The sequence below is a fragment of the Streptomyces sp. NPDC058469 genome (genome assembly GCF_042721125.1).
GTDB lineage: Bacteria > Actinomycetota > Actinomycetes > Streptomycetales > Streptomycetaceae > Streptomyces.
On record NZ_JBHXME010000040.1, the window covers coordinates 1 to 24,008 of the forward strand.

A 24,008-nucleotide genomic window follows, 5' to 3' on the forward strand; every position below is an offset into this window, starting at 1 on the left:
ACCCAGGACCGGGACGCCTCGCGCGTCCCGGTCCACGGGCTCACCGTCCTGTACGACGCCGACTGCTCCCTGTGCACCTTCCTGCGCGACTGGCTCGTACGGCAGCCGCAGCAGGTGCCCCTGGAGCTGGTACCGGCGTCCTCCGAAGAGGCCCGGCAGCGTTTTCCCGGGCTCGACCATCGCGCCACCCTCGAAGAGGTCACCGTCGTCGGCGACTCCGGGCAGGTCTACCGGGGCGCCGCCGCCTGGATCGTCACCCTGTGGGCCCTGCGCGAACAGCGGCCCCTGGCCCACCGGTTGAACACCCCGGCCGGGGCCCGGCTCGCGAGGGGCGCCGTGCTCGCCGCCGCCAAGTGGCGCGGGGCGCAGTGGGGCGCCGGGCAGTCCAACGCCCGGCAGTGGGGCGGGCGGACGTACCGGCGGGGCGACGGCTGGTCGTACGACCCGCACCAGGGGTGGACCTACACCGCGCCGGGCTGCGCCGACGGCTCCTGCCCCACTGGATAGGCTCTCTTTCCGTGCCCGCGAAGAACGACAGCCCCGAAGAGGACGGCGGTACGCCCGCCAAGTCCGCGAAGTCCGAGCAGACCCGTGCGCTGATCCTGGAGACGGCCATGCGGCTGTTCCAGGAGCACGGCTACGACAAGACGACGATGCGGGCGATCGCCAAGGAGGCGGGCGTCTCGGTCGGCAACGCCTACTACTACTTCGCCGGCAAGGAGCACCTGATCCAGGGCTTCTACGACCGGATCGCCGAGGAACACCGGCTCGCGGTCCGCGAGGTGCTGGACCGGGAGACCGATCTGGAGGCGCGGCTCGCGGGCGTGCTGCGGGTGTGGCTGGACATCGCGAAGCCTTACCACGAGTTCGCGGTGCAGTTCTTCAAGAACGCCGCCGACCCGGACAGCCCGCTCAGCCCGTTCTCCCCGGAGAGCGAGCACGCGCGCGTGGATGCCATCAGCGTCCACAGGGAGGTGCTGTCCGGCGCGAAGACCAAGGTGGCGCCGGAACTGCGGGACGTGCTCCCGGAGTTGCTGTGGCTCTCCCAGATGGGGCTCGTCCTGTATTGGGTGTTCGACCGGACCGAGGGGCGCGAACGGAGCTATCGGCTCGCGGAGCGCGGCGCCCGTCTCACCGCGCGCGGTGTGTCCCTCGCGCGCTTCCGGGTGCTGCGGCCGCTCGTCCTGGAGGTGCACGAGCTGTTCACGGACTTCCTGCCGGGCATGACCCACGCACTGCCCGACCCGGCGAAGCCGAAGAAGGAGAGGGAGAAGGAGAAGGAGAAGCGCGGGGCGCCCGCCGCCGGACCCACCGACGACGAACGCCCCTGAGACGCGTTCCCAAAACGCCCTCCTGGGGAGCGCGTTCCCAAAACGCCCTCCCCAGAGCACCCGTCCACCTCCGACAGGCGCCCCGCACCGCTCAGTTGACGGCGTCCACCTCGCCCTCCGCGAGCTCGACGTCGTAGACCAGCGGACCGTCCGCCACCGCCACGTGGCGGGCGATCGAGCCGTACGAAGTCGCCGTCGTGGCCAGGAGGTAGGTCCCCGGGCCCGGCACCGACACGATGTACGAGCCGTCCGCCAGGGTCTCGACGCGGTCCAGCTGGCGTCCTCCCGGCGTGAGGAGCGTCACCGCGGCGCCCTCCAGGGGCTCGCCCTCGGCCGTACGGACGAAGCCGTGGACGGCCGATGCCGGGCCGTCCGCGACGACCGGCTCGGGCTCCTCGGCGGGCTCCACCGCGAGGTGCGGCAGCGCCTTGTCCAGCCAACCGGGCAGCCACCAGTTGGAGTTGCCCAGGAGGTGCATCGCGGCCGGCACCAGGGCCGTACGCAGGATGAAGGCGTCGAGGGCGACCGCGGCGGCCAGGCCGACGCCTGCCGTCGCCGCACCGGAGTTGCCGCTCAGGACGAAGGCCAGGAAGACGCAGACCATGATCAGGGCCGCGCTGTTGATGACGCGGCTGGTCTCCGCGAGGCCGACGCGGACCGCGCGGGCGTTGTCCTTGGTGTGGACCCACTCCTCGTGCATACGGCTCACCAGGAACACCTGGTAGTCCATGGAGAGGCCGAAGAGCAGGGACAGCATGATGACCGGCAAGAAGGCGTTGATCGGGCCCTCCTTGCCGAGGCCGAGCATGCTCAGGCCCCAGCCCCACTGGAAGATCGCCACCAGGACACCGAAGGACGCCGCCGCCGCGATGAGGTTCATCAGGGCGGCCGTCAGCGGCACCACGAGCGAACGGAAGGCGAGCAGGAGGAGCAGGAAGCTCAGGCCGATGATCGTCGCGACGAAGAGCGGGAGGCGGTCGCCCGTGACGGACGCGAAGTCCTTCGAGATCGCTGTCACACCGCCGACGTGGCCGGTCACACCGGCCTCGGGTATCACCTTGTCGCGCAGGGTGTCGATCAGGTCGTCCGTCTGCTTGGACTGCGGTGAGGTCTTCGGGACGACCTGGATCACCGTCACGCCGTGCGCGGGCGGCAGCGCGGCGACCTGGGCCACGTCCTTCGTCGCCTGGATGTCCTTGACCAGCGTGGCGGTGTCGCCGCCCGAAGTGACCACCTGAAGGGGGCCGTTGAAGCCCGGTCCGAAGCCGTCGGCGAGCAGGTCGTACGCCTGCCTGGTGGTCGTCGACGTGTTGTCGTTGCCCTGGTCGGTGGCGCCGAGGCGCAACGACAGGATGGGGAAGGCGAGGACGGCCATCACGACGAGGGCGAACACGGCGATCCGGCGCGGGCGCTTCTGCACGGCGGCCGACCAGCGGACCGCGAGGTTGTCGGTGCGCTCCGGCTCGGACCCGGTCGCTGCCAGCTTGCGCCGCTGCTTGCGGCTGAGCACCCGTATGCCCAGGAAGCCGAGCAGGGCGGGGAGCAGCGTCGTGGCCGCGAGCACGCTCAGGACCACCGTGAGCGAGGTGCCGATGACCACGCCGTCCAGGAAGCGCAGGTTCGTCACCAGCATCCCGGCGAGCGCGATGCACACCGTGCCGCCCGCGAACAGCACCGCGCGCCCCGAGGTGTTGAGGGCGATGACCGCCGACTCCTCGGGATCCAGGCCGCGTTGGACGCCTCGTCGGTGCCGGGTGACGATGAACAGGGCGTAGTCGATGCCGACGCCGAGGCCGATCAGGGTGGCCAGCAGCGGGGCCAGGTCGGGGATGTCGGTGGTGTGGCTGAGGAGTTGGGTGGAGAACAGGCCCGTGCCGACGCCGAAGATCGCGATGCCGATCGGGAGCAGGGCCGCGTAGAACGAGCCGAAGGCCAGGAACAGGACGACGGCCGCCGCGAGGATGCCGACCCCTTCGGCTATGCCGCCCGGCGGTTCCTCGACCCGCTGGACGGCCTGGCCGCCCAGCTCGACCTGGAGGCCCTTGCGTCCGGCGTTCTGCGCGGTGTCCACGACGTTCTGGACAAGGTCCTTGGGAACGGCGTTCGCCTGGTCGGCGAAGGTGATCTGCGCGTACGCGATCTTTCCGTCGGAGCTGATCTGCGTCGCGCCCCGGGTGCCGGAGTACGGGCCGGTGACCCCGCCGACGCCCTTCATGCCGGCGATCTTGTCGAGCGCGGGCTGGATCCGGGACCGTACGGACTGGTCCTTCACCGAACCCGAGTCGACCTTCCAGACCACCGTGTCGGTGTCGCCCGAGGTGTTCGGGAAGGCCTTCGCCATCTGGTCGTACGCGCTCTTGGAGTCCGTGTCCGGGAGGGAGAAGACGTTCGCGTAGTCCGTCCCGGCCGTCGAGGCCGACAGGCCCAGGCCGAACAATGCCCCCACCCACACCAACAGGACCACCAGCCGGTGCCGATAGCACCACCGTGCCAATGCCGCCACGCTCAACGCTCCTTAGTCGAAACCGGGTTGAATCGGTCGATCGGTCGGTTGGTCCCCCAGGTCCTGGGCTACAGAATTGGCGGCGGCACGCACGCGTGGACACGCATTGGCCATGACTCTCAAGGAACTCCAAAGACCCAACCGGCCCGACTGTCAGTGCCCCGGCCGATACTGGGGGCATGACGGCTCCAGGAACCGTGCTGGTGGTCGAGGACGAACCGAGCATCGCCGACGTCCTCGCCATCGCGCTGCGCTACCACCGCTTCGAGGTGATGGTCGCGGGCACCGTGCGCGAGGCGCTCGCCCTCGCCGAGCGCACCCGCCCGGACTGCGCGCTGCTCGACGTGATGCTCCCGGACGGCGACGGCCGCGCCCTGGGGCACGAACTGCGCGCCCGCAGACCGGACCTGGCGGTCGTCTTCCTCACCGCGCGGGACGCGCCGGCCGAGATCGTCGGCGCCCTCGGCTTCGGCGACGACTACATCACCAAGCCGTTCGACATCGACGTGGTCGTCGCCCGCATCACCGCCGTCCTGCGCCGCACCCGCTCCGCCGACGTCCTCCCGCAGCGCCCGCCCCTGCGCTACGGCGACCTGGAGCTGGACGAGACGACGTACTCGGTGCACCGCGCGGGCCGCTCGGTCGAGCTGACCCCCACCGAATACGCCCTGCTGCGCTTCCTGGTGCGCAACGGCGGCCGGGTCGTACCCAAGGAGCAACTCCTGCGCCACGTCTGGCAGTACGAGCACACCCCGCAGGAGTCGACGGTCGTCGAGACCTACATCAGCTATCTGCGGCGCAAGCTGGAGGCCCTGGGACCGCCCGTGATCACCACGCGGCGGGGCGTCGGATACGGGCTCGCATGAGGAAGTTCCACCTCCCGAACTGCGAGCGCGGGATCGACTCCCTGCGCGCCAAACTGACGCTGGCGAACGTGGCACTGCTGGCGCTCGGCATCGTCATGGCCACCGCCGTCAGCCTGATGGGCATGCGGCACTACCTGCTCGCCCAGGTCGACACCGAGCTGACCAAGTCCCGTGACTCACTGAGCGGTTCGCAGCTCACCATCCAGCAGCTCAACACGCTGAGCACCCTGGCCGGCATCGGCGACCAACTGATGCCCCAGAAGAGCGCCGACTCGCCGAAGCCGGACAAGGTGTTCGCGGCGGTCGGCCCCCAGGGCAAGGTACTCACGATCGCCGGCTTCACCCCCACTGCCGACCAGCGGGCACTCGCCGCCGTCTTCAGCGACCCGGCCACGCTGGCCGCCGACGGCACACCGCGCGACATCAAGCTGCGCGGCGACTCGTACCGGGCGGTCGGGACCCGGCTCTCCGACGGCACGTACATCCTGATCGCCGCCTCCACCGGCGGCCTCCACAACGGCATGGCCAAGGCCCTCAAACTGGACCTCGCCTTCGGCAGCCTGCTGCTCGTGCTGCTCGCCGCGCTGACCATGGTCAGCGTGCGACGGCGGATGCTGCCCCTGGAGGACATGGTGGAGACCTCGTCGGCGATCGCCGAGGGCGATCTGACCCGGCGCGTGCCCTCCAGCCACCATCCGACGCAGGAGGTCGAGCAGCTGCGGGTCGCCCTCAACTCCATGCTCCACCAGGTGGAGTCGGCGTACCGCACGCGCGAGCGTACGGCGGCCCAGCTGCGCCGCTTCGTCGCCGACGCCTCGCACGAGCTGCGCACCCCGCTGTCGGCGATACGCGGCTACCTCCAGCTGTACGACAAGGGCATGCTGACCGAACCCGACGAGCGCAAGCGGGCCTGGGACCGGATGAACGCGGAGGCGGACCGTATGGGCCGTCTCGTCGACGAACTCCTCATGCTGGCCCGCCTGGACCAGCAGCCCGAACTGCGCTTCCGTAACGTCGATCTGAGCCGCCTGGTGCGCGACGCCGCCGAGGACCTGCGGGTGCAGCAGCCGGAACGGCCCGTCACGGTCGGCGCCGACGGCTCCCTCCTGGTGCGCGCCGACGAGTCGGGCCTGCGCCAGATACTCGGCAACCTGGTGACCAACGTCCGCACCCACACCCCCGCCGACGTGCCCGTACGGCTCGGTGTGGAGCGCGAGGACGGGGTCGTACGTTTGTGTGTCGCGGACCAGGGTCCGGGGCTCTGCCAGGACGACGCGGCGCGCATCTTCGACCGCTTCTTCCGGGCGGGCGGCGGCGCGGGCAGCGGTCTGGGGCTGGCGATCGTGCAGGGGGTCGTGCTCGCGCACGGCGGCGACGTGGCGGTGCGGACGGCGCCGGGCGAGGGGCTCGCGGTGACGGTGACCCTGCCGACGCGGACGCCCGTGCCGTCGTAGGACATCACGGGTCGTAGAACACGGCGGGTCGTAGAACATCGCGGGTGTCATGGGGTGTCGGCCTGGACCAGTGCCCACACCGTCTTGCCGTGTGGGCCGCGGCTCCAGACGCCCCAGGCGGCCGCGATGCCCTCCACGAGGTGGAGGCCGCGGCCGGCCTCCTCCAGGGCCGTCACGACCCGCAGCCGGGGTTCGAGCCGGCCCTCGTCCGACACCTCTATGAGGCAGGAGCCGTCCGCGAGGGCCGTCACCGCCACCTCGAACTCCCGCTCCAGCAGCGGCCCGTGGCGTACGACGTTGGTCGCCAGCTCGGACACGAGCAGCACCGCGTCCTCGAGCGCCGGATCGTCACTCCGGTGCCCCCAGTCGGCCAGATGATCCCGGACCCGGCGCCGGGCGAGACCCACGGAAGCCGGGTGCCGGGGCAGCCGGAAGGAGTTGCGTCTGACCACGTCGGCTCCTCACCCCGCACACACCTCCGTCACATGGTGCTGCGTGCGATGGCCGCCCGGCGTCACTCGGACAAAAGATCGAACGAAGGTCAACGGAAGAGGATCACGTCCGACGGCGCGGGATCACCTCAGATCCAGTCCAGCGCCCACAGCCGGAACACGCCGGTGCCGTCCGTGAGGTAGGAGATACCGCCGATGTCCTCGCTGCTCACGACGTACTCCTTGCGCTGCCACAGCGGGATCAGCGGCACGTCAGCGGCCACGTCCGACTGGAGGTCGCGGAAGTCGTCGTCGACGCGGCTGCGGTCGGCGAACTTCTGGCTGCTGAGGATCAGTTGGTCGACGATCTTGTTGCTGTAGCCGGTGTTCATGGTCGAGCCGGTGCCGACGAGCGGGGAGCCGAAGGTGTCCGGGTCGGGGTAGTCGGCGACCCAGCCGACGGCGTACGCGTCCAGCTTGCCGGTCGCCCAGCGCTTCTGGAAGTCGGTCCACTCGTAGCCCTTGACGTCCACCTTGAAGAGCCCGCTCGCCTCCAGCTGCTTCTTCAGCTCGGCGGCCTCCTCCTTGCCGGAACCGTGCCCGATGCCGTAGCCGTAGGTGAAGTGGACCGGGAGGGAGACGTCGGCCTCTTCGAGGAGTGCCTTCGCCTTCTTGGTGTTCCGGGAGGGGTAGTCGTCGAAGAAGGACGTCGTGTGGCCGACGATCCCGGTGGGGATCAGCGAGTACAGCGGGTCGACCGTGCCGTCGTACACCGTGGCGGCCAGCTGATCGCGGTTGATCAGCCAGGCCATCGCCCGCCGCACGAGGACGTCGTGCAGGGGCGTGCCCTTACGGGTGTTGAGGTACAGGTTGCGGGTCTCGGAACTGTCCGCCTCCGACACGCGCTGGTTGGGGTCGCTCGCGGAGAGCCCGGAGAGCATCTTCGGCGGCAACTGGCGGGTGGCGACCGAGACCTGCTTCGCCGCGTACGCCTTCTGCAGCGCGTCCGAGTCGGCGTAGTAGCGCAGCTCGATCGGGCTCCCGGTGTTCTTGACGGCACCCTTGTAGTGGCCATTCGGCGAAAGGACCGCCTTCTTGTCCTTCGTATACGTGGACAAGGTGTACGGCCCGGTGCCGTCGACCCGGTAACCGTTGCGCGCGGCGTCCTTCGGGTACTTGGTGCTGTCGACGATCGCACCGGCGCCGGTGGCCACCTTGAACGGGAACGTGGCGTCCGGCGACGACAGATGGAAGGTGACGGTCATCCCGGAGGCGTCGACCGAGCCGAGCGTGGAGAGCAGCGACGCCGGACCCACATCGGAGTTGATCTTCTTGACCCGGTCGAAGGAGAACTTCACGTCCTCGGCGGTCATCGCGCGCCCGCTCGGGAAGGCGAGCCCGTCGCGCACCACACAGCGGTACGTCGTCAGCCCGCCGCCCACGAACGCGCAGCTCTTGGCCGCGTCCGGTACGGGTGTCGTGCCGCCCGAGTCGAACGTCATCAGCGACTGGAAGACGTTGCTGTACAACGCCCAGGAACCGGCGTCGTAGGCGGCGGCCGGGTCGAGGGACGTGACAGCGTCCGTCGACCCGACGGTAATCGTCTTGTCCTTGCTCCCGTCCGACGGCAGCAATTGCCAGCCACCGATTCCCACGGCTGCGAGAACCAGCAGCGTCGCGAGAATCCGTATGCGAACCGACCGCATCGGTGTGCCCTCCCAAGGAAGGACCCTCCCGGGTCCCTCGCACATATGCCACTCCCCTAGTGGCGCGGATCACCTAACCACAGGAGTTTCGCCTGGGGGAAGAGGGTTCTGCCGAGATGAGGAAGAACTTACCGACGGGTGTTAATTGCCCGTTTCACAGCCGGTTCTCAGCCAGTTCGCAGACGTGCTCCGGCAGCGGCAACTAAGCCTGTTTCGAGGCCAGTTCGACGACCGTGATGTCCGACGGCGCCCCCACGCGCGTGGGCGGTCCCCACGCGCCGGCGCCCCTGCTGACGTACAACTCGGTGTCGCCGTAACGCTCCAGGCCCGCGACCGTCGGATTGGCCGCGGCCGCGATGAAGTTGCCGGGCCACAACTGGCCGCCGTGGGTGTGCCCGGAGAGCTGGAGGTCGACGTTGTGCTTCACGGCCTCGTGGATCTGCACGGGCTGATGCGCGAGAAGCACGCACGCGCGCGTGGTGTCACGATCGCCGAGCGCCTTCCCGAAGTCGGGCCCCTGTCCCTCGCTCTCGCCCTGGAGGTCGTTGACCCCGGCGAGGTCGAACCCGGGGAGTTCGGTACGGGCGTTCTCCAGGGGGTGGATTCCGAGCCGCCGCACTTCCTCGACCCAGGCCGCGGCACCGGAGAAGTACTCGTGATTACCAGTGACAAAGAAGCTGCCGTGCCGCGCCTTCAGCCCGGCCAGGGGCGCCGCAGCGGGCCCCAGGTTCTTGACGCTGCCGTCGACCAGGTCACCGACGACCGCGATCAGATCGGGCTGGGTCGCGTTGATCGTGTCGACGACCTTCTGCGCGAACCCCCGCCCCAGGAGCGGCCCCAGGTGTATGTCGCTGACGACCGCGATCCTGAACCCGTGCGCGGAGCGCGGCAGTTTGGCCAACGGCACGGTCACCCGCTTGACACTCGGCCCGCGCAGCACGCCGTAGGTGCCGTACCCGACGGTCCCGACGGCCGCAGCGGCGGCGGCACCCCCGACGACACGGGAGACGAAGAGACGACGCGAGGGGACGGCGAGCGGACCGCTCTGCAGCTCTCCAGGGGCCGCCTCAGAGGCTCCTACGGGGACTGTCGCGGAGGCCGGTGCCTCGTGCTCTTCTACGGCCGTCTCGGCCCGCCCGCGCCGTTCGAGGAGCCGGCGCAGCAGCGGCCGTAGGACCTCACCCGCGAGGACGGCCAGGAGCAGGTAGATCGCCAGGGCCATCCACAGGAAGCCGGGCCAGCCCAGGGCTTGTTGGAGCCAGAAGGGCGCGCCGCCGCGTTCGGCGGCCGGGGCCGCGATCATCAGCACCGGGCCGGCGACGAGCACGGCCGTGCCGGTGACGCGGGCGGGCCCCCACGCGCGCGTGGTGTCGCGGACGAGGCGGCGCCAGACGTACCAGTGGAGCCCGCCGAGGACGGCGACGGCGACCAGGACCACCAGAGCGATGACGACGATGGCCACTTCTTTATGAAGTCCGGCGCAGTGCGCGCAGTCCACGCAACCCGAGGCCCCCGATGACCGTCCCCAATACGAAGGAGACGATGGCGAGGGTCAGATGCACCCAGAAGTACGCCGTCGGGTGGCCGTCGTCGAAGGCCAGTCCGCTGCTGTCCGCAACCAGGTTTTTGACGAAAGTGACCCAGATGACCCAGCTCCACACCCCGAAGGCGAGCAGGAACCAGGAGACGGGGCGGCTGAGCTTCATGAGTCCAGTATCGCCGTCGTCCCCGGGGGCCCGTGTCCGGGGTGGGGCCGGTGACGGGACTTCGGGTCCCCCGGCATGTACGTTCTCGTCCGTGCCCGCTCCACTGCAGACCATCAGGCGATCCCTGCTGGTGCTCTCCGCCGCCCTGTCGTCCCTCGCGCTCACCGCGCCCGCCGCCCTCGCGGCCCCGAGTCCGACGCCGACCCCGACCGCGACCGCGACTCCGAGTTCGTCGGCCAGTTCGTCGGCCAGTTCGTCGGCGAGTCCTACGGCCACTCCCCCGGCGAACATGTCGTCGGTGGGCGGCACCCGCCTCGGCACGGCGGGGACGCAGGTCAATCTGACGTCCGGCGTCCCGGTGCTGCCGAAGGACGTGACCGCGCGGTCGTGGATCGTGAGCGACGCCGAGTCGGGCGCGGTGCTCGCCGCGCACAACGCGCACTGGCGGCTGCCTCCGGCGAGCACCCTGAAGATGCTGTTCGCGGACACCGTGCTGCCGAAGTTCCCGAAGACGACCGAGCACAAGGTCGTCGCGTCCGACCTGGCCGGCATGGGCGCCGGTTCCAGCCTGGTCGGGATAAAGGAGGGCGAGAGCTACACGGTCCACGATCTGTGGCTCGGTGTCTTCCTGCGCTCCGGCAACGACGCGGTGCACGTCCTGTCCCACATGTACGGCGGCGTCGACAAGACCGTCACCGACATGAACACGCACGCCCAGGACCTCCAAGCGCTCGACACGCACGTGGTGACGCCGGACGGCTACGACGAGCCGGGGCAGGTCTCCTCGGCGTACGACCTGACGCTCTTCGCGCGCTCCGGGCTGCAGAAGAAGGACTTCCGGGAGTACTGCTCGACGGTGAGCACGAAGTTCCCGGGCGAGACGACGAAGAAGAAGGGCAAGTCGGTCCGCGGAACCTTCGACATCCGGAACACCAACCGGCTGCTGAGCGGCGACTCGGACGTCTCGGTGTACCCGGGCATCGCGGGCGTCAAGAACGGCAACACCACCAACGCGGGCGCGACCTTCACCGGGGTCGCCGAGCGCAACGGCAAGGTGCTGCTGGTGACGGTCATGAACCCGGAGAAGGACGAGCACAACGAGGTCTACAAGGAAGCCGCGAAGATCCTCGACTGGGGCTTCCAGGCGGACGGCAAGGTCCAACCGGTGGGCGAGCTCGTCGCGCCCAAGAACGTCCCGCAGACGAGCGCACAGCCAGGTGCTACGGCCACCGGGGAGGCGGGCGGCGACACGTCCACGAAGCCGAGCGCCGGCGGTTCGGCCTCGGCATCGGCCGCGGACGACGACGGTTCGAGCGGGGTCGGGATCGCGCTCGCGGTCACCGGCGGGCTGCTGGTGCTGCTCGCGGCCGCTGTCTTCCTGGTCAACCGGCGCTGGCCACTGCCGGATCTGGTCCGTCGTCGCCCTCGTCCCTGACCTTGGGGTTCTGGGTCTCGTCGGCCGGGTCGTACTCGTCGTCCTCGGGGTCCCCCTTGCTCCGCGTCGCCGTCCAGGCGGCGCAGAACAGGACCAGCTTCGAGGTGAAGTTCATCCACAGCAGTAGCGCCACGGGGACGCCGAACGCGCCGTACATGCTCTTCGCGGCCACGCCCTGGATGTAGCCGCTGAGCAGCAGCTTCAGCAGTTCGAAGCCGACCGCGCCGATCAGCGCGGCCACGAAGAGCCGGCGGCGCGGGGGTTCGACACCGGGCAGCAGCGTCAGCACGTACAGCAGAAGCAGGAAGTCGACGAACACGGCGACACCGAAGGCGGCGACTCGGAGCAGGACCCCGCCCCAGCCGCCCTGCACCAGGCCCAGTTCGCCGCTGATCCAGTCGACCAGGGCGGAGGCGACGGTGGAGATGGCGATCGTCGCCAGGACGGCGCCGCCCAGGCCGATCAGCACCCCGGTGTCGATGAGCTTGCGCAGGAGGGGGTTCTCGTCGCGGTCGGGCAGCTCCCACACCGCGCGCAGACACTCCCGCATCGAGCCGACCCAGCCGATGCCGGTGAACAGCAGGACGGCACCAGCGATGAGACCGATGGTGCCCGCGTTGTCGACCAGGGAAGCGATGTTGAGCTGGTCGGAGATGCCGGGGACCTGCTCGGCGATCTTGTCCTGCAGTTGGTGCTGCTGGTCGGTGCTGAGGGTGGCGGCGGCGATCGCGGCGGCCACGGTCAGCAGGGGGAACAGCGCGATGAAGCTGATGAACGTCATCGCCGCGGACAGCTGCGACCACTTCACCCGGTCCAGCCGCTCGTACGACCGCCACGCGTGCGTGAGCATCAGGCGCGCCACCAGCGGCCCGATGAAGGGGAGCTTCTTCAGCCAGTCCATGATCCGATTCTGCCCTCGTCCGGGGAGACCGATGTGCGAGTACCCCGCAAACACGGGGGCGTGGCGCCCTATTGAGCGGCATCCGATTAATCGCCCATTTCAGGGAGGGCGTCGATGCCGCACGACCAACCATCCCTAAACGGGCGATACGGTCACAGACATGCGTCCTCCACAGTCCCTGCTCGTCCTCGGTGGTACGTCCGAGATCGCGTTGGCCACCGCCCGCCGGATGATCGCGCGGCGCACCCGCACGGTGTGGCTGGCGGGCCGTCCGTCGCCCGCCCTGGAGAGTGCCGCTTCGGAACTGCGTGTCCTGGGGGCCGATGTCCGCACCGTCGCCTTCGACGCGCTCGACCCCGACTCCCACGAGATCGTGCTCGGCAAGGTCTTCGCGGAGGGCGACATCGACATGGTGCTGCTCGCCTTCGGCATCCTCGGCGACCAGGCGCGGGACGAGCGCGAACCGGCCGCCGCGGTGCGTGTCGCGCGGACCAACTACATCGGTGCCGTGGCGGCCGGCCTGGTCAGCGCGCGGGCGCTGCAGACCCAGGGGCACGGCTCCCTGGTGGTGCTCTCCTCGGCCGCCGGCGAGCGGGCCCGCCGCTCGAACTTCATCTACGGCTCCAGCAAGGCCGGCCTGGACACCTTCGCTCAGGGACTGGGCGACGCGCTGCACGGCACGGGCGTGCACGTCATGGTCGTACGACCGGGGTTCGTACGGTCGAGGATGACAGCCGGTCTGGAGGAGGACCCGCTCGCGACGACCCCCGAAGCCGTCGCCACAGCCATCGAACTGGGCCTGCGCCGACGCTCGGAGGCGGTCTGGGTGCCCGGGACGCTGCGTGTGGTGATGTCGGCGCTGCGGCACGTGCCGCGGGCGCTGTTCCGCCGGCTGCCCGTATGAGCACGGACGGCTGAGTCGGCCCTATTGGCTGCCTACTGGTGGCTGGGGATCGTGCCGCGCTCGGTGTGGGCCGCCTGGGGCGGTACGACGGCTCCGCCGAAGGCGAACTCGCGCAGCTTGCGCCAGACGCCGTCGGCGCCCTGTTCGTAGAGCGCGAAGCCGGTGCACGACCACTCCGCGCGGTAGTCGGCGAGCGCTTCGAAGGCGCGGTCCATCAGCTCGTCGTCGATGCCGTGCGCCACGGTGACGTGCGGGTGGTACGGAAAGTGCAGCTCGCGCGCCATCGGCCCGGAGGTGTGGCGGATCTGCTTCTGGAGCCAGGTGCAGGCGGAGCCGCCCTCGACCACCTGGACGTAGACGACCGGGGAGAGCGGCCGGAAGGTCCCGGTGCCGGACAGCCGCATCGGGAAGGGGCGCCCGGCGGCGGCGACATCGACGAGGTGGGCCTCGATCGCGGGCAGTTGCGAGGCGTCCGCCTCGGTCGGCGGCAACAGCGTGACGTGCGTGGGGATGCCGTGGGCCGCGGCGTCGCCGAAGCCCGCGCGCCGCTCCTGGAGCAGGCTGCCGTGAGGCTCCGGGACCGCGATCGACACGCCGATCGTTACGGTCCCCACGTCGTCTCCTGTCGTCCTGTCGGTGGTCCTGATGGTGAGCGGGGGCGGCCACCCGTGCGGCCACCCGGCTATCGACTGTACGGCCACGACTGAGTTGTGGGCAGGCGCAACCGTAGTGATGTGCAGCGCTCTGTCCAGTGGTACTTCAGTGCGGTCGTGCGCCTCAGTGCTTGGCGGGCAGGAAGCCGACCCGGTCGTACGCCTGGGCGAGGGTCTCGGCCGCGACGGCTCGCGCCTTCTCCGCGCCCTTGGCCAGGATCGAGTCGAGCGTCTCCGGGTCGTCCAGATACTGCTGGGTGCGCTCCCGGAAGGGCGTCACGAACTCGACCATGACCTCGGCGAGGTCCGTCTTGAGCGCACCGTAGCCCTTGCCCTCGTACTGCTGCTCCAGTTCCGGGATTCCGGTGCCGGTGAGGGTCGAGTAGATGGTGAGCAGGTTGCTGACACCCGGCTTGTGCTCGGCGTCGTAGCGGATCACCGTGTCCGTGTCGGTGACCGCGCTCTTGACCTTCTTGGCGGTCGCCTTCGGGTCGTCGAGGAGGTTGATGAGGCCCTTCGGGGTGGACGCCGACTTGCTCATCTTGATCGACGGGTCCTGAAGGTCGTAGATCTTCGCCGTCTCCTTGAGGATGTACGGCTTCGGGATCGTGAAGGTCTCGCCGTAGCGGCCGTTGAAGCGCTCGGCGAGGTCGCGGGTCAGCTCGACGTGCTGGCGCTGGTCCTCGCCGACCGGGACCTCGTGCGCCTGGTAGAGCAGAATGTCGGCGACCTGGAGGATCGGGTACGTGAACAGGCCGACGCTCGCGCGGTCGGCTCCCTGCCGGTTGGACTTGTCCTTGAACTGGGTCATGCGGGACGCCTCACCGAAGCCGGTCAGGCAGTTCATGACCCAGGCGAGCTGGGCGTGCTCGGGGACATGGCTCTGGACGAAGAGCGTGCAGCGCTCCGGCTCCAGCCCGGCGGCCAGCAGCTGTGCGGTGGCGAGCCGGGTGTTGGCGCGCAGGTCCGCCGGGTCCTGCGGGACCGTGATCGCGTGCAGGTCGACGACCATGTAGAACGCGTCGTGGGACTCCTGCAGGGCCACCCACTGGCGCACGGCGCCGAGGTAGTTGCCGAGGTGGAACGAGCCTGCTGTGGGCTGGATTCCGGAGAGCACGCGGGGTCGATCAGAGGCCATGTTCACCATTCTCTCAGGTCTTGGGGCCCGGTCCGGAACTGGTTCGGAAGTGACGTGACACGGGTGGGAACCGATCCGGCTCGGGCGGTGTACCAAAGATGTGGAGACGCGGGAGGGGGGCCGCATCGTCGATGAGGCCGCGGTGATCGCACGCGTACGCACCGGAGAGCCGGAGGCGTACGCGGAGCTGGTGCGGGCCCACACGGGCATCGCACTCAGGGCGGCCGCGGCACTCGGGGCGGGAGCGGACGCGGAGGACGTGGTGCAGCAGGCCTTCGTCAAGGCGTACTGCGCGCTGGGCAGGTTCCGGGACGGCGCCTCGTTCAAGCCGTGGCTGCTGTCGATCGTCGCCAATGAGACGAGGAACACAGTGCGTACGGCGGCTCGTCAGCGCACGCTCGCCGGCCGGGAGGCGGCGTTCGCGGAGGCTGAGCCCTTGATACCGGAATCGGCGGACCCTGCGGTGGCCACGTTGGAGACGGAGCGCCGCGCGGCCCTGCTGTCAGCCCTGGACCAGCTGAGCGAGGAGCACCGCCTGGTCGTGACCTACCGCTATCTCCTGGAGATGGACGAACCGGAGACGGCCCAGGCCCTGGGCTGGCCACGCGGGACGGTGAAGTCCCGGCTGAACCGCGCGTTGAGGAAACTCGGGCGGTTGCTGCAGGATTTCCGGCCTCGGGAAGGGGGTGATGAGTGTGAGTGACGGACGGTCCTCGTACGACGGTGGACGGGAGTCGTACGACGGTGAGGCCGCCGCTGCGGGTGAGGGCGCCGGTGCGAGTGACGGCACCGGGCGTGGGCGTGCGGGCCCTGAAGGGCACGCGGGTGCCTCTCGGTTGCCCGCGGAGCTGCGGGCGCTGGGGCGTTCGCTGGACGCGCGGGGCGGTGGCAGTGGCGGTGGCGAAGGCGAGGCCGCCGGGTCCGAGTCGATGGTCGAGCGGGTGCTGGCGCAGATACTGGCCGAGCAGATCCCGGTCCCCGTCCAGGAGACCGGGCCCACCGGGATTCGGGCGCGGCTGCGCGCCGTCCGGCGCTGGGCGCGGATGCGGCGGCGGGCGCTGGCGGCGGCCCTGTGCGGTCTGCTGACGGTGCTCGTGCTCACGCCTCCGGTGCGGGCGGCGGTCTTCGACTGGTTCGGCTTCGGCGGGGTCGAGGTGCGGTACGACCCGTCGGCGGTGCCCTCGGCCGGTGCCGAGGTGCCGGGGTGCGGGCGGTCGGTGACGCCGGCGCAGGCCCGTCAGCGGGCGGGGTTCGATCCGCTGGTGCCGGACGCATTGGGCGTTCCGGACGCGGTGACGGTGACCGCTGAGCCGCGGGGGCGCTTTCTGGTGAGCCTGTGCTGGCGGGAGAGCGGGCACACGGTCCGGGTCGACGAGTATCCGGCGCGGCTGGACGTCGGTTTCGCCAAGACGGTGCGTGAACCGCCGGAGTGGCTGTCGCTGGACGGGACCGTCCCGCCGGAGGGCATACAGGACCCGGCGCTGTGGTTCGCGCGACCGCATCTGCTGAGCTTCTGGCTGGTGGACGCTGACGGGGGCCGTTATACGCGGGAGGAGCGGACGGCGGGGCCGACGCTGCTGTGGACCCATGCGGTCGGCGGGGTTCCGGGCGGTGATCTGACGTTCCGTCTGGAGGGCGTGGCGTCGAAGCGGCGGGCCGTGGAGATCGCGCAGTCGCTCGACCGGCGTGGGTAGGGCGAGTGATGCGAGTCGGGCGAGTAGGGCGAGTAGCGAAAGCAGCGCGGGTGGGGTGGGAACCTCGGCGGGCCGAGCGGTGTACCAGAAGTGACAGGCGGCTCGCGGGCGGGCCGTACGGGGATCGGCTGGTTGGGGGTTCGGATGTCCGGAGGCGGAAGTACGGGCGGGGCAGGCGGGAGTGCGGGTAGGACTGGCGGGGGTGCGGGCCGGGCTGGGAGGCGGGCGGGCGGGACGGGCGGGAGTGCAGACAGGACAGAGATGAGTGCGGGCGGGACAGGGAGGAGTGCCGGCGGGATTCGTGAACTGGCGGCTCTGAGCGGGGCGTTGGCGATGACGCTGGCTCTGATGGTGTGGGGCGCGTCGGACGCGTCGGCGGGCGGACCGACGAGCGTGCTCGTGACCTCGCCGGAGAGCGGGCAGGCCACGGCGCTGTACTACTCGGACGAACAGTACGGAAAGCTCCAGCAGTTGCTCGGACCGGAGGGCAAGGGCACCCGCGACAAGCCGCCCGAGGCCGATCTGGCCCACGCCCGTCAGATCAACGTCACCTGGCTGGCGCACGACATATCACCCTGGCGGATCGACCGGGTCTTTCCGGTCGAGTCCCGGCCGCAGGCGGTCTGGATCCACACAGCGGCCGACGTGTCGGAGAACACGAACCTCAACGGCTATTGGCACCGGGCCGGGCAACCCGCCCAACTGCGCGCCCTCTTGAAGAAGTTGGGCGTGATGGGCAAGGGCACCGGCGACGGATACTCCGGCATCCTCCCGGCGCCGTGGCAGTCGACCGAGCCTGCTCCGGCCACCGTCGCACCTGACGCCGACACGGGGGCGGGTACGGGGACCACCACCGTGCAGGTCTCCCTGCCGGACAAGGGCCATGGCACCGACTGGTGGTGGGCGATACCGGGCGCGGCGGCCGGAGCGGTACTGGCGCTCGTTCTGCGGCCGTTCGCCGCGCGGCTGCCGTTGGACCGGTGGCGGAAGGGGCGGGAGCCGGGGCCCAGGCAGGAGTTGCGGGACGTGTGAGGGGCGGAGGGGCCGAGGAGAGATGGAGGGGGACGGATGGAACGCGGGAGGGGACGGGCGAGGTCGCGGGGCCTGTGTCTCGTGGCCGGGCCGGTGCTGATGGCTCTGGCCGGGACGGCTCAGGCCCAGGCCCAGGCTGTCGGGATGGGTCAGGCGTGGACCCGGGCTACGGATCAGGCACAGACCGGGGCGCAGGACCCGCGCCGGGACATCCCGGATCTGGCGCTGGTCGTGTCGGGTGACACGGGCCGGACGGAGGCGTGGCGCTCCGGGGAGTCGTCGTTCGCCCGCCTGTGGACGTTGTTGCAGCCGACGTACGCGGGGACGGAGCGGGTGTCGCAGGAGTGGGAGGCCGGCCGGTATCCGGCGGTGCGGATCACCGTGGTGTGGGGGCTGACCGGGGTCGGGGGCTGGCCTCGGACGAGTCGGGCCCCGGGTGGTGATGTGGCGGTGGAGCGGGAGGACCAGTTGTTCGTGGCCGCGGACGGCACACCGTGGGTGCGGACGGACCCGGCTCCGGAGGTGGCGGACGACGACATCCGCTGGCATCGGGCACCGCGCGCGGTCTTCGCACAGGTGGAGCGGACGGGACTGCTCGGCGGGACCGGTACCGATGACAAGGCAGTTGGGGGCGGGTCTGGATCGGCCGGGCCGGCCGGACCCATCTGGTGGGCGGCCGCGGGCGTGGCTGTCGGGGTCGGCAGCACGCTGGTGATACGCCGCGCGGCGGCCCGGCGTGTGGCCGGACCGCCGCGCGAGGAACCACGACAGGAACTCATCGATCTGTGAGAGTCGCCGATCTTTGACAACTCAACAGAGGGCGTGTGTCAGCTGTCAGCCGAGGTCGATCTCCGGGTACAGCGGGAAGCCGGCGACGAGGTCGGTGGCGCGGTGGGAGATCTCGTCCGCGATCTTCGGGTCGAGGATGTGCTGGGCCTTGGACGGCGCGCCCTTGCTGGTGGTGCCGGGCTCCGTCGTGGTGAGGACGCGGTCGATGAGACCGGCGACCTCGTCCATCTCGGCGGTGCCCAGGCCACGGGTGGTCAGGGCGGGCGTGCCGATGCGGATGCCGGAGGTGTACCAGGCGCCGTTGGGGTCGGCGGGGATGGCGTTGCGGTTGGTGACGATGCCCGAGTCGAGCAGGGCGGCCTCGGCCTGGCGGCCGGTGAGACCGTAGGAGGAGCCGACGTCGATCAGGTTGAGGTGGTTGTCGGTGCCGCCGGTGACGAGGGTGGCGCCCCGGCGCATCAAACCGTCCGCCAGCGCACGGGAGTTGTCGACGATGCGCTGGGCGTAGTCCTGGAAGGAGGGCTGCCTGGCCTCGGCGAGGGCGACGGCCTTGGCGGCCATGACGTGCGGGAGCGGGCCGCCGAGGACCATCGGGCAGCCGCGGTCGACCTGGTCCTTGAGGGAGTCGTCGCACAGGACCATGCCGCCGCGCGGGCCGCGCAGCGACTTGTGGGTGGTGGTGGTGACGATCTGGGCGTGCGGGACCGGGTCGAAGTCGCCGGTCAGCACCTTGCCCGCGACCAGGCCGGCGAAGTGCGCCATGTCCACCATCAGGGTCGCCCCGACCTCGTCGGCGATCTCGCGCATGATGCGGAAGTTCACCAGGCGGGGGTAGGCGGAGTAGCCGGCGACGATGATCAGCGGCTTGAACTCACGGGCGGAGACCCGCAGCGCCTCGTAGTCGATCAGGCCCGTCGCCGAGTCGGTGCCGTAGGAGCGCTGGTCGAACATCTTGCCGGAGATGTTGGGGCGGAAGCCGTGGGTGAGGTGGCCGCCGGCGTCCAGGGACATGCCGAGCATGCGCTGGTTGCCGAAGGCGTGGCGGAGTTCGGCCCAGTCGGCGTCGGAGAGGTCGTTGACCTGGCGGACGCCCGCCTTCGCGAGGGCGGGGACCTCGACGCGGTCGGCGAGGATCGACCAGAAGGCGACGAGGTTGGCGTCGATGCCGGAGTGCGGCTGGACGTAGGCGTGGCGGGCGCCGAAGAGTTCGCGCGCGTGCTCGGCGGCGAGGGCCTCGACGGTGTCGACGTTGCGACAGCCGGCGTAGAAGCGGCGGCCGATGGTGCCCTCGGCGTACTTGTCGCTGAACCAGTTGCCCATGGCCAGGAGGGTGGCCGGGGAGGCGTAGTTCTCGGAGGCGATCAGCTTGAGCATCTCGCGCTGGTCGGCGACTTCCTGGCCGATGGCGTCGGCGACGCGCGGCTCGACGGCGCGGATCACGTCGAGGGCGGCGCGGAAGGCGGTGGACTCGTTGGAGAGGGGCGCGGAATTGTCGGGCATGGGGACCTCCGGACGTGGCGTTCGGCGTTCTCGGTACGGCCCAGGCGCACGGCACACATTCCAGCTCGGGCCGCTCCCCGATGGTCGGTCCCATCCCAGCGCGCCAGTCACGGCCCGCCGCTCAGCCTACCGGGCGTGCCGGACGGTGCGGCTCCTGCGTCCACCATGCGGGCGAGGATAAGAAAGGGGCACCTTCACCTCCGGGAGACGCCGTGACCAGTACGGAAGCACTCATCGCCGCCGCCGACGCGCACACCGCGCACAACTACCACCCGCTGCCGTTGGTCGTCGCCACCGCCGACGGTGCGTGGATGACGGACGTGGAGGGTCGGCGCTATCTCGATCTGCTGGCCGGTTATTCGGCGCTGAACTTCGGGCACGGCAATCCGCGGCTGATCGCGGCGGCGAAGGCCCAGTTGGAGCGGGTGACGCTGACGTCGCGGGCGTTCCACCACGACCGGTTCGGCGCGTTCTGCGAGCAGTTGGCCGAGCTGTGCGGCATGGAGCTGGTGCTGCCGATGAACACGGGTGCGGAGGCCGTGGAGACCGCGGTGAAGACGGCCCGGAAGTGGGGGTACCAGGTCAAGGACGTGCCTGCGGGGAGGGCGAAGATCGTGGTGGCGGGCAACAACTTCCACGGCCGTACGACGACGATCGTCAGCTTCTCGACCGACCTGGAGGCGCGGGCGGACTTCGGGCCGTACACGCCGGGCTTCGAGATCGTGCCGTACGGGGATCTCACCGCGATGCGGGCGGCGATCAGTGAGAACACGGTGGCCGTGCTGTTGGAGCCGATCCAGGGGGAGGCGGGGGTGCTGGTGCCGCCGGCCGGATATCTGGCGGGGGTGCGGGAGTTGACGCGGGAGCGGAACGTGCTCTTCATCGCCGACGAGATCCAGTCGGGGCTCGGACGGACGGGGCGGACGTTCGCGTGCGAGCACGAGGGGGTGGTGCCCGACATGTACGTGCTCGGGAAGGCGCTGGGCGGCGGGGTGGTGCCGGTTTCGGCGGTGGTGTCGAGTGCGGAGGTGCTGGGCGTGTTCCGGCCCGGGGAGCACGGGTCGACGTTCGGCGGGAATCCGCTGGCGTGTGCGGTGGCGCTGGAGGTGATCGCGATGCTGCGGTCGGGCGAGTACCAGGCGCGGGCCGCGGAGCTCGGGGAGCATCTGCACGGGGAGCTGCGGCAGTTGACCGGTACGGGCCGGGTGACGGCGGTGCGCGGGCGGGGCCTGTGGGCGGGGGTCGACATCGCCCCGGCGGTCGGGACGGGCCGGGAGATCTCGGAGAGGTTGATGGACCGGGGCGTCCTGGTGAAGGACACCCACGGGTCGACGATCCGGATCGCGCCGCCGCTGATGATCAGCCAGGAGGACCTGGACTGGGGGCTGGACCGACTGCGCGCGGTGCTGGGGGTCTAGACACCGCCCCGGGAGTTCCTGGGGACAGCCCCGGAGTTCCTGGAGTTGGGTGAGAGGGCTCACCTGGGAGACCGCGGCGATCTCCCCTCCCCTAGAGTCACTTTGTGCTCTTTGGAATGGTGTGCGCGCTCGGCGCGGCGGTCTGCTTCGGTACGGCGACGGTGTTGCAGGCGGTCGCCGCCCGGGCGGCCACGACGGGTGGGGGCGGGGACGCGGCGCTGTTGCTGCGGGCGCTGCGGCAGTGGCGGTATCTGGCGGGGCTGGGGTTGGACGGTCTGGGGTTCGTGTTCCAGATCGCGGCGCTGCGGTCGCTTCCCATCTACGCGGTCGGGGCGGCACTGGCGTCGAGCCTCGCGGTGACGGCGGTGGTGGCCGCCCGGCTGCTGGGAGTTCGGCTCAGCGGGATGGAGTGGGCGGCCGTCGGCGTGGTGTGCGCGGGGCTGGCGATGCTGGGGCTGGCGTCCGGGGCGGAGGGGCACCGGGACGGGTCCATGGCGTTGAAGTGGGCGATGCTGGGGACGGCGGGGGCGGTGCTGTTGCTCGGGCTGGTCGGGGGGCGACTGCCGGAGCGGGGGCGGGCGTTGGCGCTGGGGCTGGGGGCCGGGTTCGGGTTCGGGGTGGTCGAGGTGGCCGTTCGGTTGATCGACTCGCTCTCCCCCTCGACGCTGGTCGGCAATCCGGCGACGTACGCGCTGCTTGTCGGTGGCGGTGCGGGGTTCTTGTTGCTGACGACGGCCCTGCAGCGGGGGTCTGTGACGACGGCGACGGCGGGGTTGGTGATCGGGGAGACGCTCGGGCCGGCGGCGGTGGGGGTGGTGTGGCTCGGGGACCGTACGCGGGACGGGCTGGAGTGGCTGGCGGTGCTGGGGTTCCTGGTGGCGGTGGCGGGGGCATTGGCGTTGGCGCGGTTTGGAGAGGCGCCGGCCTCCGGCGGTGGAGCGGTGGAGGGTGCGGGTGAGTTGGGGTGACCGTCCCGGGGGGGGCTGCGCCCCCAGACCCCGCTTCGGCCCTGAAGAGGCCTCGTCCTCAAACGCCGGACAGGCTGAATGTGCTGGCCTGCGCTGAAAAGAGGCCGTCTCCGGCTTGTCCTCAAGCGCCGGATGGGCTGGATTGCACCGGCCTGCGTTGAGTGGTGCGCACCTTCACGGCAGCACCCGGCACAGCGCCTCCACCGCCCCCGCCCACGCGTGGTCCGGTGGTGTGCCGTAGCCCACGACCAGGGCGTCCAGGGGGTCGGCGAGGGCGTGTTCGTGGCGGTAGAAGGACAGGGAGTGGAGGGCCAGGCCCTGCCAGGCGGCGGCCTGGACCACCGACTGTTCGGTGCCGGGTGGGAGGCTGAGGACGGCGTGGAAGCCGGCCGCGATGCCGGTGACGTGGACGTCGGGGGCGTGCTGGGCGAGGGCGTCGACCAGGGTGTCGCGGCGGCGGCGGTAGCGCAGGCGGGCGGCGCGGACGTGGCGGTCGTAGGCGCCGGAGGTGATGAACTCGGCGAGGGTCAGTTGGTCCAGGACGCCGCAGGTGTCGATGCCGCCCTTCGCCTTCGCGACCTCCTCCATCAGTGAGGGGGGCAGGACCATCCAGGCCAGGCGGAGGCCGGGGGCGAGGGACTTGCTGGCGGTGCCGAGGTAGACGACGTGGTTCGGGTCGAGGCCCTGGAGGGCGCCGATCGGCTGGCGGTCGTAGCGGAACTCGCCGTCGTAGTCGTCCTCCAGGACCAGGCCGCCGGTGCGCCGGGCCCAGTCGACGACGGCGGAGCGGCGGTCGTGGCGGAGGGGGACGCCCATGGGGAACTGGTGGGCGGGGGTGAGCAGCACCGCCGGTTCGTCCGTCAACTGCCCGGGGTTCGTGCCCAGTTGGTCGAAGGGGAGCGCGCGGGTGCGCAGACCGGCCTCGGCCAGGATCTGCCAGTGCACCGCGAGGCCGTAGGACTCCACCGCGATCGTGTGGGCGCCGCGGGCCCGCAGGACGGCGCCGAGCAGCCGTAGGCCGTGGGAGATGCCGCCGCTGATCAGGATGTGCTCGGGGTCGGCGCGTACGCCGCGGGCGCGGGAGAGGTAGGCGGCGAGGGCGGTGCGCAGTTCGACACGGCCTCGTGGGTCGCCGTAGCCGAGGGCCTGATAGGGGGCGGTGGTGAGGGCGCGGCGGGCGGCCTTGAGCCACTCGGTGCGGGGGAAGGAGGCGAGGTCGGGGGTGCCGGGGACGAGGTCGTAGGTGGGGCGGCCGCGGAGGCGGCGGGGCGGGGCCGCGTCCGTGGGCGGGACGACGGCGCGTTCGGCGACGCGGGTGCCGGAGCCCTGGCGGGCGGTGAGCCAGCCCTCGGCGACGAGGTCGGCGTAGGCGTCGGCGACCGTGTTGCGGGCGATGCCCAGGTCTGCGGCGAGGGAGCGGGAGGAGGGCAGCCGGGTGCCGGGGGCGAGGCGGCCGGTGCGGACGGCGTCGCGCAGGGCGTCCGTGAGGCCGCGGCGGACACCGGTGCTGGTGCCAGTCGGTTCGACATGCAGGTCGACGCCAAAAGTGGCCCAAGATTTCGCCATGGAAATGGACCAT

General features: G+C 70.8%; 22 protein-coding genes. 12 read left to right on the forward strand and 10 right to left on the reverse strand.

The window, feature by feature from the left end:
• Together ACFWP5_RS19195 and ACFWP5_RS19200 are read left to right on the forward strand one after the other, a co-directional pair.
• On the forward strand, positions 1-507 hold a 507-nt coding region (locus ACFWP5_RS19195), incomplete at its 5' end, for a thiol-disulfide oxidoreductase DCC family protein (RefSeq protein WP_384157423.1).
• An 11-nt stretch (positions 508-518) separates the two neighbouring features.
• A complete protein-coding gene (locus ACFWP5_RS19200; protein ID WP_384157426.1) occupies positions 519-1,331 on the forward strand; it encodes a TetR/AcrR family transcriptional regulator in 813 nt (270 codons plus the stop codon).
• 91 nt (positions 1,332-1,422) lie between these two features.
• Here the strand turns inward: ACFWP5_RS19200 and ACFWP5_RS19205 are convergent, their stop codons facing one another.
• Positions 1,423-3,825, reverse strand: a complete 2,403-nt coding sequence (locus ACFWP5_RS19205) for an MMPL family transporter (protein ID WP_384157575.1) — start codon at positions 3,823-3,825, stop codon at positions 1,423-1,425.
• A 188-nt stretch (positions 3,826-4,013) separates the two neighbouring features.
• Here ACFWP5_RS19205 and ACFWP5_RS19210 point away from each other — a divergent pair, with 188 nt between their 5' ends.
• Both ACFWP5_RS19210 and ACFWP5_RS19215 read left to right on the forward strand, forming a co-directional pair.
• Complete coding sequence (locus ACFWP5_RS19210; RefSeq protein WP_384157429.1) at positions 4,014-4,700, forward strand: response regulator transcription factor; 687 nt, start codon at positions 4,014-4,016, stop codon at positions 4,698-4,700.
• Complete coding sequence (locus tag ACFWP5_RS19215) at positions 4,697-6,154, forward strand: sensor histidine kinase (RefSeq protein ID WP_384157432.1); 1,458 nt, start codon at positions 4,697-4,699, stop codon at positions 6,152-6,154. The genes ACFWP5_RS19210 and ACFWP5_RS19215 overlap by 4 nt, the downstream gene beginning before the upstream one ends.
• Positions 6,155-6,201: 47 nt before the next feature.
• On the opposite strand, the gene ACFWP5_RS19220 is transcribed toward ACFWP5_RS19215, so the two are convergent.
• The 4 genes from ACFWP5_RS19220 to ACFWP5_RS19235 form a co-directional block, all read right to left on the reverse strand.
• Positions 6,202-6,606, reverse strand: coding sequence for an ATP-binding protein (locus ACFWP5_RS19220; protein ID WP_384157435.1), 405 nt, complete (start codon positions 6,604-6,606; stop codon positions 6,202-6,204).
• A 128-nt stretch (positions 6,607-6,734) separates the two neighbouring features.
• Positions 6,735-8,291: an ABC transporter substrate-binding protein gene (locus ACFWP5_RS19225; RefSeq protein ID WP_384157438.1), complete on the reverse strand. Its 1,557-nt coding sequence runs from the start codon at positions 8,289-8,291 to the stop codon at positions 6,735-6,737.
• Positions 8,292-8,493: 202 nt separating this feature from the next.
• Positions 8,494-9,753, reverse strand: a complete 1,260-nt coding sequence (locus ACFWP5_RS19230) for a metallophosphoesterase (protein ID WP_384157441.1) — start codon at positions 9,751-9,753, stop codon at positions 8,494-8,496.
• Between the two features lie 4 nt (positions 9,754-9,757).
• Positions 9,758-9,997: an SCO4848 family membrane protein gene (locus tag ACFWP5_RS19235; protein WP_384157443.1), complete on the reverse strand. Its 240-nt coding sequence runs from the start codon at positions 9,995-9,997 to the stop codon at positions 9,758-9,760.
• Between the two features lie 91 nt (positions 9,998-10,088).
• Between ACFWP5_RS19235 and ACFWP5_RS19240 the strand changes: the two genes are divergently transcribed.
• Positions 10,089-11,432, forward strand: a complete 1,344-nt coding sequence (locus tag ACFWP5_RS19240; RefSeq protein ID WP_384157446.1) for a D-alanyl-D-alanine carboxypeptidase family protein — start codon at positions 10,089-10,091, stop codon at positions 11,430-11,432.
• Here ACFWP5_RS19240 and ACFWP5_RS19245 read toward each other — a convergent pair.
• Positions 11,380-12,333, reverse strand: coding sequence for a YihY/virulence factor BrkB family protein (locus ACFWP5_RS19245; RefSeq protein ID WP_384157449.1), 954 nt, complete (start codon positions 12,331-12,333; stop codon positions 11,380-11,382). The two genes, ACFWP5_RS19240 and ACFWP5_RS19245, sit on opposite strands and share 53 nt — an antisense overlap.
• Positions 12,334-12,493: 160 nt before the next feature.
• Between ACFWP5_RS19245 and ACFWP5_RS19250 the strand changes: the two genes are divergently transcribed.
• Positions 12,494-13,237 carry a decaprenylphospho-beta-D-erythro-pentofuranosid-2-ulose 2-reductase gene (locus ACFWP5_RS19250; RefSeq protein WP_384157452.1) on the forward strand — a complete coding sequence of 248 codons (744 nt, stop codon included), beginning with the start codon at positions 12,494-12,496 and terminating at the stop codon, positions 13,235-13,237.
• 32 nt (positions 13,238-13,269) lie between these two features.
• Here ACFWP5_RS19250 and ACFWP5_RS19255 read toward each other — a convergent pair whose 3' ends face one another.
• Positions 13,270-13,851 (reverse strand): 2'-5' RNA ligase family protein, encoded by a 582-nt coding sequence (locus tag ACFWP5_RS19255; protein ID WP_384157455.1) that lies wholly within the window; start codon positions 13,849-13,851, stop codon positions 13,270-13,272.
• Between the two features lie 163 nt (positions 13,852-14,014).
• Complete coding sequence (gene trpS / locus ACFWP5_RS19260) at positions 14,015-15,028, reverse strand: tryptophan--tRNA ligase (protein WP_384157458.1); 1,014 nt, start codon at positions 15,026-15,028, stop codon at positions 14,015-14,017.
• A 100-nt stretch (positions 15,029-15,128) separates the two neighbouring features.
• Here trpS and ACFWP5_RS19265 point away from each other — a divergent pair, with 100 nt between their 5' ends.
• The 4 genes from ACFWP5_RS19265 to ACFWP5_RS19280 all read left to right on the forward strand — a co-directional run bounded on the left by ACFWP5_RS19265 (position 15,129) and on the right by ACFWP5_RS19280 (position 18,543).
• Positions 15,129-15,731 carry an RNA polymerase sigma factor gene (locus ACFWP5_RS19265; protein ID WP_384157460.1) on the forward strand — a complete coding sequence of 201 codons (603 nt, stop codon included), beginning with the start codon at positions 15,129-15,131 and terminating at the stop codon, positions 15,729-15,731.
• Positions 15,718-16,722 (forward strand): hypothetical protein, encoded by a 1,005-nt coding sequence (locus tag ACFWP5_RS19270; protein WP_384157463.1) that lies wholly within the window; start codon positions 15,718-15,720, stop codon positions 16,720-16,722. Before ACFWP5_RS19265 ends, ACFWP5_RS19270 begins: the two co-directional genes overlap by 14 nt.
• A 333-nt stretch (positions 16,723-17,055) precedes the next feature.
• On the forward strand, positions 17,056-17,754 hold the full coding sequence (locus ACFWP5_RS19275; protein ID WP_384157466.1) for a hypothetical protein: 699 nt from the start codon (positions 17,056-17,058) through the stop codon (positions 17,752-17,754).
• Between the two features lie 36 nt (positions 17,755-17,790).
• Positions 17,791-18,543: a hypothetical protein gene (locus ACFWP5_RS19280; protein WP_384157469.1), complete on the forward strand. Its 753-nt coding sequence runs from the start codon at positions 17,791-17,793 to the stop codon at positions 18,541-18,543.
• A gap of 45 nt (positions 18,544-18,588) precedes the next feature.
• Here the strand turns inward: ACFWP5_RS19280 and ACFWP5_RS19285 are convergent, their stop codons facing one another.
• Complete coding sequence (locus ACFWP5_RS19285; RefSeq protein ID WP_384157472.1) at positions 18,589-20,043, reverse strand: glycine hydroxymethyltransferase; 1,455 nt, start codon at positions 20,041-20,043, stop codon at positions 18,589-18,591.
• A 212-nt stretch (positions 20,044-20,255) separates the two neighbouring features.
• Here ACFWP5_RS19285 and rocD point away from each other — a divergent pair, with 212 nt between their 5' ends.
• Together rocD and ACFWP5_RS19295 are read left to right on the forward strand one after the other, a co-directional pair.
• Positions 20,256-21,461: an ornithine--oxo-acid transaminase gene (gene rocD, locus ACFWP5_RS19290; protein ID WP_384157475.1), complete on the forward strand. Its 1,206-nt coding sequence runs from the start codon at positions 20,256-20,258 to the stop codon at positions 21,459-21,461.
• Positions 21,462-21,577: 116 nt separating this feature from the next.
• Positions 21,578-22,429, forward strand: coding sequence for a hypothetical protein (locus ACFWP5_RS19295; RefSeq protein ID WP_384157578.1), 852 nt, complete (start codon positions 21,578-21,580; stop codon positions 22,427-22,429).
• Positions 22,430-22,603: 174 nt separating this feature from the next.
• Here ACFWP5_RS19295 and ACFWP5_RS19300 read toward each other — a convergent pair whose 3' ends face one another.
• A complete protein-coding gene (locus ACFWP5_RS19300; RefSeq protein WP_384157478.1) occupies positions 22,604-23,995 on the reverse strand; it encodes a PLP-dependent aminotransferase family protein in 1,392 nt (463 codons plus the stop codon).
• Between the last annotated feature and the right edge of the window lie 13 nt (positions 23,996-24,008).